The sequence below is a fragment of the Rhodococcus sp. 4CII genome (assembly GCF_014256275.1).
In the GTDB taxonomy this organism is placed as follows: Bacteria; Actinomycetota; Actinomycetes; order Mycobacteriales; family Mycobacteriaceae; genus Rhodococcus_F; species Rhodococcus_F wratislaviensis_A.
Genome location: NZ_JACCFE010000002.1, coordinates 253,922 through 267,180, shown reverse-complemented (window position 1 = coordinate 267,180; position 13,259 = coordinate 253,922). Strand labels below are relative to the sequence as shown.

At 72.5% G+C, this 13,259-nt stretch carries 4 protein-coding genes; all 4 read left to right on the top strand.

What is annotated here, in order from left to right; all coding sequences use genetic code 11:
* Nucleotides 1-17: 17 nt before the first annotated feature.
* The 4 genes from H0B43_RS02075 (at nt 18) to H0B43_RS02060 (ending at nt 13,249) form a co-directional block, all read left to right on the top strand.
* Nucleotides 18-857, top strand: a complete 840-nt coding sequence (locus tag H0B43_RS02075) for a DUF3097 domain-containing protein (RefSeq protein WP_185729510.1) — start codon at nt 18-20, stop codon at nt 855-857.
* A gap of 8 nt (nt 858-865) precedes the next feature.
* Nucleotides 866-1,297 (top strand): NfeD family protein, encoded by a 432-nt coding sequence (locus tag H0B43_RS02070; RefSeq protein ID WP_185729511.1) that lies wholly within the window; start codon nt 866-868, stop codon nt 1,295-1,297.
* Nucleotides 1,298-2,497, top strand: coding sequence for an SPFH domain-containing protein (locus H0B43_RS02065; RefSeq protein WP_185729512.1), 1,200 nt, complete (start codon nt 1,298-1,300; stop codon nt 2,495-2,497). It abuts the gene before it with no gap.
* A gap of 138 nt (nt 2,498-2,635) precedes the next feature.
* The gene (locus tag H0B43_RS02060) at nt 2,636-13,249 is read left to right on the top strand and encodes a type I polyketide synthase (RefSeq protein ID WP_185729513.1); all 10,614 of its coding nucleotides are present in this window, start codon (nt 2,636-2,638) and stop codon (nt 13,247-13,249) included.
* Nucleotides 13,250-13,259: the final 10 nt, after the last annotated feature.

Below are 13,259 nucleotides of genomic sequence, written 5' to 3'. Positions count from 1 at the left end.
GCATAGCGTCAGCGCCCGTGAGCGGAGGCGACAGATACGGCGACATCTTTTCCGGCCACCCCCGGGCGCGCAAGCCGGTGACACCCACCGTCCCGGCCGAGCGGGATCTCGTGGTCGAGGACGCGGGCACCGGTTTCTGCGGCGCGGTGGTGGGGTTCGAGCGCACCTACGACGGCGACTTCGTGCGGCTCGAGGACGGCGCAAGGCGCACCCGGTTGTTCGCGATGCGGGAGGCGGCGTTCCTGATCGACGGGAAACCGGTCACCCTGGTACGTCCCGCGGTCAAGCCCGCCGGTCCGGCGGCCACCCGGTCGGCGTCGGGGTCGACGAAGGTGGAGGGGCTGCGCGCCCGGACCGCACTGGCGAGCCGGATCTGGGTGGAGGGCGTGCACGACGCCGCCCTCGTCGAACGGGTGTGGGGGCACGACCTGCGGGTCGAGGGGGTCGTCGTCGAACACCTCGAGGGTCTCGACAACCTCGGGGAGCGGCTCGCGGAGTTCCGCCCCGGGCCCGGACGGCGCGTCGGTGTGCTCGTCGACCATCTCGTCACCGGTTCCAAGGAGACGCAGCTGACGCAGGGCCTCGGCCCGAATGTGCTCGTCACCGGGCACCCGTTCATCGACGTGTGGGAGGCGGTCCGCCCGTCGGCGGTGGGGATCGCGGCGTGGCCGAAGATTCCGCGCGGCGAGGACTGGAAGACCGGGGTGTGCCGCGAATTGGGGTGGGGGACACCCCAGGACGGGTGGCGTCGGGTCTATTCGGCGGTGAACACGTTCCGCGATCTCGAGGCGCCGCTGATCGGAGCGGTCGAACAGCTGGTCGACTTCGTCACCGTCGGTTCCGGAGATTCTGGTTAGATGGTGTTGTGGCTGCATTGATTTGGCTGGTGGCGGGGGTGCTGCTCGCCGCCGCGGAGGCACTGACGGGGGACTTCTTCCTCCTCATGCTCGCCGGCGGCGCACTGGCCACCGCCGGGGTCACCGCGGTCACCGACTTCCCGGTGTGGGTCGACGCGGTGTTCTTCGGCGTGCTGTCCCTGACCCTCGTCCTGGGTGTGCGCCCGGTGTTGTTGCGTAAGTTCGCGACACCGCCGCCGACCCCGACGGGCATCGCGGCGCTCACCGGCAAGCAGGCCCTGGTGCTCGAGGAAGTCGCGGAGCACGCGGGACAGATCAAGCTCGGCGGCGACGTCTGGACGGCCCGCCCGCTCGACAGCACCGAGGTGTATCCACCGGGAACGACCGTGACGGTAATGCAAATTGACGGCGCGACCGCCGTCGTATGGAGGGGACCGTAGATGGCAGCACTCATCGTGTTGATCGTGCTCGTGTTGTTCGTTGCCCTGGTGGTGGCCAAATCCGTGGCCCTGGTGCCGCAGGCCGAGGCCGCGGTGATCGAACGGCTCGGCCGGTACTCGCGGACCGTGTCGGGCCAGCTGACGTTCCTCATCCCGTTCGCGGATCGGATCCGCGCGAAGGTGGATCTGCGGGAACGGGTGGTGTCGTTCCCTCCGCAGCCGGTGATCACCCAGGACAACCTGACCCTGAACATCGACACGGTCGTGTACTTCCAGGTCACCAACCCGCAGGCTGCGGTGTACGAGATCAGCAACTACATCGTCGGCGTCGAGCAGTTGACCACCACCACGCTGCGCAACGTCGTCGGCGGCATGACGCTGGAGGAGACGCTCACGTCGCGTGACTCCATCAACGGTCAGCTGCGCGGCGTACTGGACGAGGCCACCGGCCGGTGGGGTCTGCGCGTCGCCCGCGTCGAACTCAAGAGCATCGATCCGCCGCCGTCGATTCAGGAGTCGATGGAGAAGCAGATGAAGGCGGACCGCGAGAAGCGGGCCACCATCCTCACCGCCGAGGGCCACCGGGAGTCGGCGATCAAGACGGCGGAGGGCGACAAGCAGAGCCGCATCCTCGCCGCCGAGGGCGCCAAGCAGGCGTCGATCCTCACCGCGGAAGGCGAGCGGCAGTCCCGGATCCTGCGGGCGCAGGGCGACCGGGCCGCTAAGTACCTGCAGGCGCAGGGCCAGGCGAAGGCCATCGAAAAGGTGTTCGCCGCAATCAAATCCGGCAAGCCGACCCCCGAACTCCTCGCCTACCAGTATCTGCAGACGCTGCCGCAGATGGCGCAGGGCGACGCCAACAAGGTGTGGCTGGTGCCCAGCGATTTCGGTGACGCCCTCAAGGGCTTCGCGAAGACCCTCGGTGCGCAGGGGCAGGACGGCGTGTTCCGGTACGAGCCGTCGACGACGGAGGAGGACCTGCCGAAGCCCGAGGACGACTCGGAAGAGGTCGCCGACTGGTTCGAGACCAAGTCCGACCCGGCCATCGCGCAGGCGGTGCGGGCGGCGGAGGTCGAGGCCCGCCAGCCCGTCGACGGTCCGGGCCCGCTGACGAAGCCCGGTGCCGCCGACGAGCACGCCCCGCTGTATCCGGGTGGGGCGCCGGGGCAGCTTCCGCCGCAGGTTCCACCGCGGGGGTGACGGCGGAACACCGAGGCAGGGCGGTAGGTCGCGCCCGTCGACGGTGATCGGCAGACCGCTGCATCCGGGTGGTGAGGGCGGATACAATCGAGGTTCCCGCGACGGCACGGGGGGCTCTCGGATTGGAGCTGATCTCGGATGGCCGATCAGGCGAAGCTCCTCGATTATCTGAAGCGGGTCACCGCCGAGCTCTATCAGGCGCGGGAGAAACTCCGCGAGGTCGAGGGGGTGAGCCGCGAACCGATCGCCGTCATCGGGATGGGCTGCCGGTACCCCGGCGGGGTGCGGTCGCCGCAGGACCTGTGGCGGCTGGTCGAATCGGGGTCCGACACGGTTGCCGGGTTCCCCGACGACCGCGGCTGGGGCCTGGCGGAACTCTACGACCCCAAGGCCGAGCAGGCCGGGAAGACGTACACCGTCCAGGGCAGTTTCCTCGACGACCCGGCGGGATTCGACCCGGAGGTCTTCGGCATCTCGCCGCGCGAGGCGCTGGCGATGGACCCGCAGCAGCGGCTGCTGCTCGAGACGAGCTGGGAGACCTTCGAACACGCCGGCATCGACCCGCGGTCGGTGCACGGCAGCCAGGTCGGGGTGTTCACCGGGCTGTCCGGCATCGACTACGCGGCGCGGGCCGGCGGGACGCCGCCCGAGGACCTCGAGGGGTACTTCATCACCGGCAACGCCATGAGCGTCGCCTCCGGCCGGGTGGCGTACAGCTTCGGGCTCTGCGGCCCCGCGATCACGGTCGACACCGCGTGCTCGTCGTCGCTGGTGTCCATCCACCTCGCGATGCAGGCGCTGCGCAGCGGCGAGTGCGCGCTGGCGCTGGCGGGCGGGGCGACGGTCATGGCGACCCCCGCGGTGTTCGTCGAGTTCAGTCGCCAGCGCGGACTGGCCCGGGACGGGCGGTGCAAGGCGTTTTCCGCCGCCGCGGACGGTACGGCGTGGGGCGAGGGCGCCGGGATGGTCGCATTGGAACGGTTGTCCGACGCCGAACGGAACGGGCGCCGGATCCTCGCCGTCATCCGCGGCAGTGCGGTCAACCAGGACGGCGCCAGCAACGGGCTGACCGCGCCGAACAAGCAGGCCCAGGAGCGGGTGATCCGGCAGGCGCTGGCCGGCGCCGGGCTCGGCCCGGCCGACGTCGACGCGGTCGAGGCGCACGGAACCGGCACCACCCTGGGCGATCCGATCGAGGCGTCCGCCCTGCTGGCCGGGTACGGCCGTGACCGCCCCGCCGACCGGCCGCTGTGGCTCGGCTCGGTGAAATCGAATCTGGGGCACACCCAGGCCGCCGCCGGCGTCGCCGGGGTGATCAAGATGATCATGGCGATGCGGTCCGGCGTCCTGCCGAAGACACTGCACGTCGACCGCCCGACCCCGCACGTCGACTGGTCGGCCGGGTCGGTGTCCCTGCTCACCGAGAACCGGGACTGGCCGGTGGGGGATCGGCCGCGCCGGGCGGCGGTCTCGTCGTTCGGTATCAGCGGCACCAACGCGCACGTCGTGCTGGAACAGGGACCCGACGCTCCGCCGGTGCCGGGTGAATTTGATTCTCCCGCAGGTGAAGTCGTGGCCTGGTGCGTGTCGGGTCACACCGAGCGCGCACTGCGCACCCAGGCCGCGAGGCTCCGCGACCACGTCGCCGACCACCCCGACCTGTCGCCGTCCGACGTGGCCGGGGCGCTGCTGCGGACCCGCGCGGCCTTCGACCACCGCGGTGCCGTCGTCGGCGCGGACCTACCGGGGTTGCTGGCCGGCCTCGACGCACTGAGCCGGGGTGCGCCCGGCCCCGACGTCGTCGCCGGTGTGGCCCTGGAAGCCGGGGACCGTCCGGTGTTCGTCTTCCCCGGCCAGGGGGCGCAGTGGGTGGGCATGGCCACCGAACTTCTCGCATCGTCGCCGGTGTTCACCGACAGTGTGCTCGAGTGCGCCGACGCCCTGGCCCCGTACACACAGTTCTCGCTGCTCGACGTGCTCCGCGACCGCGATCCCGCCTCGCTGGACCGGGTCGACGTGGTGCAACCGGCACTGTTCGCCGTGATGGTCGGTCTCGCAGACCTGTGGCGCGCCCACGGCGTCGAACCGGCGGCGGCGGTTGGACATTCGCAGGGTGAGATCGCCGCCGCGTACGTCGCCGGCGCGCTGAGCCTGCCCGACGCGGCGCTCGTCGTCGCGGCGCGCAGCAAGGTGATCGCGGCGTCGGCCCGGCGCGGCGGCGGGATGGCGTCGGTGGCGCTGCCCGCGGACGCGGTGCGCGACCGGATTCAGCCGTGGGCGGGCGCCGTCGAGGTGGCGGTGATGAACGGGCCGTCCGCGACGGTGGTGTCCGGCCCCGTCGACGCTCTCGACATGCTGGTGGCGCAATGGCTGCAGGAGGGCGTCCAGGCCCGGCGGATCGCCGTGGAATACGCCTCTCACTGCGCGGACGTGTCGGTCCTGCGGGAGCCGATTCTCGACGCCCTGTCCTCGATCACGCCGCGGCGGTCGCGGATTCCGTTCTACTCGGCGGTGACCGGGGGCGCGCTGGACGGCACCGCGCTCGACGCGGACTACTGGTACCGGAATCTGCGCCGCCCCGTCCGCTTCGAGCAGGCGACGCGCGCGCTCGCCGCGGACGGGTACCGGCTGTTCGTCGAATCGTGTAGCCATCCGGTGCTGACCGTGCCGTTGCAGGAGACCCTCGACGCGGCGGGCGTCGCCGGCCGCGCCATCGGCACCCTGCGCCGCGACCGGGCGGGACTGCGGCAGTTCACGGCAGCGCTCGCCGAGGCGCAGGTGCACGGCGTGCACATCGACTGGGACCGGGTGCGGTGGGCGCGGCGCGACGATCGGCAGCAGTGGGTGGATCTGCCCACGTACGCGTTCCAGCACCGCCGCTACTGGCTGGACGGTCCCGCCCCGCAGGGCGATGTCGCGTCGGCGGGCATGGAGACGGGCGGACACCCGATGCTCGCCGCGGCGGTCGAACTCGGCGACGGCCGGGGTGCGGTGTTCACGGGTGTGCTGTCGCCGCAACGTCTTCCGTGGCTGAGGGATCACGCGGTCGGTGGCACGGTGATCCTGCCCGGCACGGCGTTCGTGGAGCTCGCGTTGCACGGCGGGAATCGTGTCGGGTGCGGCCGGATCGAGGAACTGGCCATCGAGACGCCAATGGTGATTCCCGCCGAGGGCGATGTCGCCGTCCAGGTGAGCGTGCTCGCCGACGGTGACGCCGGCCGGTCCACGGTGGCGGTGCACTCGCGGCCGGCCGAGGCGCCGAGCGAAGCACCGTGGACTCGGCACGCCACGGGCACGCTCACCGCGGCCGCGGACACCGGCAACTCTCCCGGACCGCAGTGGCCGCCGGCCGACGCCACCCCGATCGAGGTCCGGGGTCTGTACGGGCTGCTGGACGACGCCGGCTACGGGTACGGTCCCGCGTTCCGGGGGCTGCGGGCCGCGTGGCGCCGCGGCGACGAACTGTACGGCGAGGTGCGCCTGGGCGGCGAGGACCCGGCGGCCGCGGTCACGGGATACGGGATCCATCCGGCGGTCCTCGACGCGGCGCTGCACACGATCGCGCTCGGTACCGCCGAGACCGGCGCCCGCGACATCCGGCTGCCGTTCGCCTGGTCGAATGTGCAACTGCACGCCGTCGGCGCCACCGCGCTGCGCGTGCACATCACGACGACCGGGCCCGAGCGGTACCGGGTCGCCGCGTACGACGGGGCCGGCAATCCGGTGCTCACGGCGGAGTCGTTGGCGTTGCGGTCGCTCGGCGACACCGGGTCGCTCGCGGGTACCCGCGCGGTCGGCGACGACCTCTACCGGGTGGAGTGGATGCCCATCGGGTCCTCCACCACGGCGACCGCGGACCTGATGCCGCTGGCCGAGGCGCTCGCCGGCGGCGACCCCACCGGACGCGTCCTGTGGTGGTCGGGGGAACCGGGCGACCAACCGGACGTGCCGAGCCGGGCGCACGCCGCCGCGGAGGCGACGCTGCAAGCTGTCCGCTCCTGGCTCCGCGACGACCGTCTCGCCGACACCCGGCTGCTGGTGACGACGCGGCTCGCCATGACGATCCGCGACGACGAACCGGTCGACGAACCGTCCGCGGCACCGGTGTGGGGGTTCATCGGTGCGGTGCAGAACGAGCATCCCGATCGCATCACCCTGGTCGATCTGGACGGAGAGGCCGGTGACCTCGGCAGTCCGGCGTTGCTGGCCGCGGCGTTGGCGTGCAACGAACCTCAGCTGGCGATCAGGGAGGGCGCCCTGCTCGCGCCGATGCTCGCCCGGGTACCGGCCGCCGACACCGCACCCGACGCCGGCGCGGCGCCGTTCGGCCCGGCGGGCACCGTCCTGATCACCGGCGGCACCGGGACCATCGGCCGGCTCATCGCCCGCCACCTGGTGTCGCGGTACGGGGTGCGCCGGCTGGTGTTGACCGGCCGGCACCCGGGCGCACCGGAGAGTCTCGCCGACCTGCGCACCGAGCTCGCCGACGCGGGGGCAGAGGTCGACGTGACCGCCTGCGACGTGGCCGACGCCGAGGCGGTGGCCGCTCTGCTCGCCGGCATTCCCGACCTGTCCGGGGTGATCCACGCCGCCGGAGTGCTCGACGACGCCACCGCCGCCACCCTCGGCGAGGACCAGCTGCACGCGGTGCTGCGCCCCAAGGTGGACGGTGCCTGGAATCTGCACGAACTGACCCGCGACCGTGACCTGTCGGCGTTCGTGCTGTTCTCGTCCGCGGCGGGGGTGCTCGGCGGCGCCGGCCAGGCGAACTACGCGGCGGCGAACGTGTTCCTCGACGCGCTCGCTCAGCACCGTCGCGTGCGGGGGCTGCCGGCGATCTCGATGGCCTGGGGGTTGTGGGACCGGCCCAGCGGGATGACGTCCCACCTCGACGCCGCCAACCTGGACCGCTTGCGCCGCACCGGCATCGACACCATCAGCCCCGACGCGGGACTCGCCCTGTTCGACGCCGCACTGGCGGCGGACCGTCCGCTGGTCGTGCCGGTCCGCCTGTCGATGCCCGCGTCGCGTTCGGACGGTGAGTCGCTGTCGCCGATCCTGCGCCGCGTCCTCGGTATCCGGCGTCGCCGCGCCGCGGCCGCCGAGACGCCGACCGGCCTGGCCGACGAGTTGCGGGCGCTGGATCCCGGTGAGCGGCACAGCCGGGTGCTGGACATCGTCACCACGCACGTGGCCGCGGTGCTCGGCCACGACGGCAAGGACGCGATCGACCCCGAACGCGCGTTCAAGCAACTCGGGTTCGATTCGCTGACCGCCGTGCAGCTGCGCAATCAGCTGGCCACCGCCACCGGCGTCAGGCTGGCGGCGACGGTGATCTTCGACTATCCCACCGCGGACGCGCTCACCCAGGAGCTGGTGGCGCGGCTGCTCGGGACCGGCGCGGCGCCGCAGGCCCCCGAGGCGGCCGGTGCCCGGCGAGACGACGAGCCGATCGCGATCGTCGGGATGGCGTGCCGCTACCCGGGCCGGGTGTACTGTCCGGACGACCTGTGGCGGCTGGTCCGCGACGGCCGCAACGCGGTGGGGGCGTACCCGGACAATCGGGGCTGGAACCTCGACGAGGTGTACGACCCCGACCCGGACCGGAGCGGCACGACGTACATGAGCGAGGGCGGATTCCTCTACGACGCCGACGAATTCGACGCCGGATTCTTCGGCATCAGTCCGCGCGAGGCGGTCGCGATGGACCCGCAGCACCGCCTGCTGCTGGAGAGTGCGTGGGAAGCGTTGGAACAGGCGGGGATCCGGCCCGACGGCCCGAATCTCACCGACACCGGCGTGTATGTGGGGTTGATGGGCGGCGACTACGGATTCCACCTGATGGGTCAGCGGAACGTGGACGCCGAGGGCTATCTGATGACCGGGACCAGTAACAGCGTGGCGTCCGGCCGGATCGCGTACTCGCTGGGCTTCACCGGTCCCGCCGTCACCGTCGACACGGCCTGCTCGTCGTCGTTGGTGGCCATGCATCTCGCGGCGCGGGCGCTGCGCGACGGGGAGTGCACGCTTGCGCTGGCGGGCGGGGCGACGGTGATGGCCACACCCGGTGTGCTGATCGAGTTCAGCCGCCAGCGCGGGCTCGCCGCGGACGGCCGCTGCAAACCGTTCTCCGACCGCGCCGACGGCACCGGGCTCAGTGAGGGTGCGGGAATGGTGGTGCTGGAACGGCTCGGCGACGCCCGCCGCAACGGCCACCGGGTGCTGGCGATCATCCGCGGGTCGGCGATCAACCAGGACGGTGCGTCCAACGGCATCACCGCCCCGAACGGGCCGTCCCAGGAGCGGGTGATCCGCCAGGCCCTGGCCAACGCGGGCCTCGGGCCCGTCGACATCGACGTGGTGGAGGCGCACGGCACCGGCACGACACTGGGCGACCCGATCGAGGCGCAGGCGCTGCTCGCCGCCTACGGTCAGGAACGGGACGGACGGCCGCTGTGGTTGGGTTCGGTGAAGTCGAACATCGGCCATTCGCAGGCGGCGGCGGGGGTGGCCGGGGTGATCAAGATGGTGATGGCGATGCGGCACGGGGTGCTGCCGCCGAGCCTGCACGGTGACGCCCCGACCCGGCACGTCGACTGGACCGCGGGCGAGGTCTCCCTCCTCGCGGAACCGGTGGCGTGGCCGGAGACCGGCCGGCCGCGTCGCGCCGGGGTGTCGTCGTTCGGGATCAGCGGCACGAACGCGCACATGATCCTGGAGCAGCCACCCGACGTCGCGGTCCCCGCGGTCACACCGCCGTCGGTGACCCCACTGGTCTGGGTGCTCGCCGGCAAGACCGCGGACGCGCTGCGTGCGCAGGCCGTCCGCCTCGCCGGGTTCCTCGACGAGAACGCCGCGGACCCTCCGGACCCGGCGGATCTCGCGTATTCGCTGGCCACCACCCGCTCCGGGTTCCCGCACCGCGCCGCGGTGGTCGGTGACACCGTGGCCGACCTCCGCGACGGCCTGGCCCGCATCGCCGAGGGCAGCGCGGGCGGCAACGTCGTCACCGGAACCAGCATCCGCGGCAAGACCGCCTTCATGTTCACCGGTCAGGGTGCGCAGCGGATCGGGATGGGCCGCCGTCTCGCCGAGGCCTATCCGGTGTTCGCCCACGCCCTCGACGAGGTGTGTTCCGCGCTCGACGAGCATGTGGAAACACCGGTGCGGCAAGTGATCTGGGACGACACCGAGGGTGGTGGCGACAAACTCGACAGCACCGAATACACCCAGCCGGCGCTGTTCGCCGTCGAGGTCGCGCTCTGCCGGTTGCTGCGGGACTGGGGCATCGCCCCCGACTACCTGATCGGTCATTCGATCGGGGAGATCACCGCCGCCCACGTCGCGGGGGTGTTCAGCCTGCCCGACGCCGCCGCCCTGGTCGGGGACCGGGGTCGGTTGATGCAGTCGACGAAACCGGGACGGATGATCGCGGTGCGGGCGGGCGCCGCGGACGTACTGGCCCGGATCGACGGGCGGGTCGACCTCGCGGCGGTCAACGGCGCCGAGTCGGTGGTCCTCGCGGGCAGCGAACGCGATGTGCTCGCGGTCGCCTCCGAATTGTCCGCCGCCGGCCTCACGACCACCACCGTGCGGGTCAAGCGGGCGTTTCATTCCGCCCTGATGGAACCCGTCCTCGACCAGTTCGGCACCGTCGTGTCGAGACTCACCGCGCAGCCGCCGCGGATACCGGTCGTCTCCAACGTCACCGGGAGCGTCGCCACCGCCGAGGAACTCGTGTCCCCGGACTACTGGACCCGGCACCTCCGGCAACCGGTGCGCTTCCACGACGGGGTGCGCGCCCTCGACGAACTCGGCGTCACCCGCTGCGTCGAAATCGGTCCCGGCGCGGCCCTGGCCGCGTTGGCCGCCGAGATCGTGCCGAACACCATCGCCACGTTGCCCGGACGCGGGGACGAGGTGCGCGACCTCGCCGAGGCCGTCGCCGCCGCCTACGTGCAGGGCGTCCCGATCGACTGGGACCGGGTGCTGCCCGGCCGGCGCCGCATCGCGCTGCCCACCTACGCGTTCCAGCGGCGCTCCTACTGGCCGACGACGGCGACACGGCACACCGGCGATCCGGCCGAGCTGGGGCTGAGCCCGGCCGATCATCCGCTGCTCGGCGCCGCGATGACCCTCGACGACGACGCAGTGATGCTCACCGGACAGCTGTCGCTGCACCGGGATCCGTGGCTGCTGCGACCCGTGGCCCCGGACGACGAACCGTCGTCCGGCACCCCGCAGCAGGTGTCGCCGGCGGTACTGGTCGAACTCATCCTGCACGCTGCCCATCACGTCGGTCTCGACCACGTCGACGCACTCACCCTGCATCGGCCGCTGACCTTCCCGTCGTCCGGGCACGCGCTGATCCGGGTGCTGGTGTCGTCGGACGGTCCGGGCGGCGGCCGGACCGTCACCGTCTCGTCGAACGCGGGGGAGACGGACGGCGCGGACACCTGGATGCGGAACGCGTCGGCGACTGTTGACGACGTCGTCGGCCCGGCCGCCGCGTCACCGTCACCGGTGCCGGTACCGGTCGACGCCGAGGCCGAGGTGCGCCTCGACGAGGGCACCGACACGAGCGGATTCGGCATCCACCCGGCGTTGCTGCAGGCGGCGCTCGAACCGATCCTCGGGTGGGACGGCTGGCCGGCCGCGTGGTCGGGAATCCGGCTGCACACCGTGGGTGCGGACGCGGCCGTGGTCCGGTTCACCGCCGGCGACGACGGCCGCTACCGGCTCGTGGTCGTCGATCCCGCCGGGGCACCGGTGCTGACCGTCGACGCGGTGCGGGTCGAGTCGAGTCCGCCCGACGCGGACGGCGACGAGCGGCGGGCGGCGCCGCCCCTGCACCGGACGGTCTGGATCCGGGTCGAGGCGGCCTCGCCCGGGCCGATCCCCGGGCCGATCGTCGTCCTCGGCGACGAGGACACCGGTCTCGGCTCCGCATTTGCGTGCCACCCCGACCTGGCGGCGCTGCGTGCGGCGCGGGAATCCGAGGACGAGGACGACCGGCGTCCGTGGACGGTGCTGGTCGACTGCGTCGCCGCCGGTGAGCAGGGACCGGCCGCGACGCACGCACTGTGCGCGCGGATTCTGCGACTGTTGCAGGAGTGGCTGGACGACGACACCGTCGCCGACAGCACGCTGGTGGTCGTGACCCGGAACGCGATGGTCGCCGGCGACGGCCGCGGCGACCATGCCGACCTCGCGGCCGCCGCCGTGGGGGGTCTGGTCGGATCCGCGCAGAACGAGAATCCGGGCCGGATCGTACTGATCGATCTCGACGACGCGTCCGACGTCGAGGCCATCGTCGCGTCGGCGGTGGCGAGCGGGGAACCGCAGGTGGCGGTCCGGAACGGGGACCTGCTGGCGCCCCGGTTGCGGCGGATGCGCGCCGGCGGTGAGTCGGTGCCGGTCGAGGCGGTGCCGCTCGATCCGCACGGCACCGTTCTCGTCACCGGCGGCACGGGCACGGTGGGCTCGCTGGTGGCTCGCCGCCTGGTCACCGAATACGGCGCCCGGCACGTGCTGCTGACCAGCCGGCGTGGACCGGATGCCGAGGGAGCGGACGGTCTGCGCCGCGAATTGAGCGATCTGGGCGCCGAGGTGACCATCGCGGCCTGCGACACCGCCGACGAGTCGGCCGTGGCCGCGCTGCTGGCGGCGATACCGCCGGAGCACCCGTTGACGGCGGTGATCCACGCGGCCGGCGTGATCGACGACGCCACCCTGGTCTCACTCACCCCCGAACGGTTCGACGCCGTGCTGCGTCCCAAGGTCGACGCGGCCTGGCACTTGCACCGGCTGACCGCGCGCAGCGATCTGCGGGCCTTCGTCCTGTTCTCGTCGCTCGCCGGCCTCCTCGGGGCGCCCGGTCAGGCGAACTACGCGGCCGCGAACAGGTTCCTCGACGCCCTCGCGCATCACCGCCACGCCGTCGGCCTTCCCGCGCTGTCGATCGCGTGGGGCATGTGGGCACCGCCGAGCGCCATGACCGACAACCTCGGTGCCGTCGACCTCGCCCGGACGCGGCGCAGCGGAATGGTGCCGATGTCCGCCGACGACGGCCTGGCTCTCTTCGATTGCGCGCTGGCCGCCGGCGCCCCCACCGTGGTCGCCGCGCGGTTCGACCACACCGGTCTCGCCGGTCCATATGTTCCGGCGCCGCTGCGCGGCCTGATCCGGGAAACGCGCCCCCGCGCCGCGGGAGCGGACTCGGCCGCGACCGGACCGACCGGGACCGGGTCGTCGGGCTGGGCTCAGCGCCTCGCCGACCGGTCGATTCCGGAACAGCGGCACCTGATGCTCGACCTGGTACGGGCTGGTGCCGCCGCGGTCCTCGGCCACGACGCGTCGGACGCGGTCGACGCCGACCAGGCGTTCAAGGAACTGGGGTTCGATTCGCTGGCGGCGGTGGCGCTCCGTAACCAGCTCGGCGCCGCCACCGGGCTGCGGTTGCCGCCGACCATGGTGTTCGATCACCCGAGCCCGCGGGCCGTCGCCGAGTTCCTGCGGGCCGAACTCGTCCCGGATCCGGTGTCGGTGGCGTTCGCCGACGTCGACCGGCTGCGGGCGATCGTCGGCGAGCTCGGCGACGACAGCGCGGCCCGGTCGGCGATCGCACAGCGACTGGAGACCCTGCTGGCCGAGGTGGGTGCCGGCGACGGTGCGGCCCGCGGCGACGCGGTCGACAAGATTCACGCCGCCACGAGTGAGGAGATCCTGGACCTGATCGACCGCGGTCTGTGAACCGGCCGCA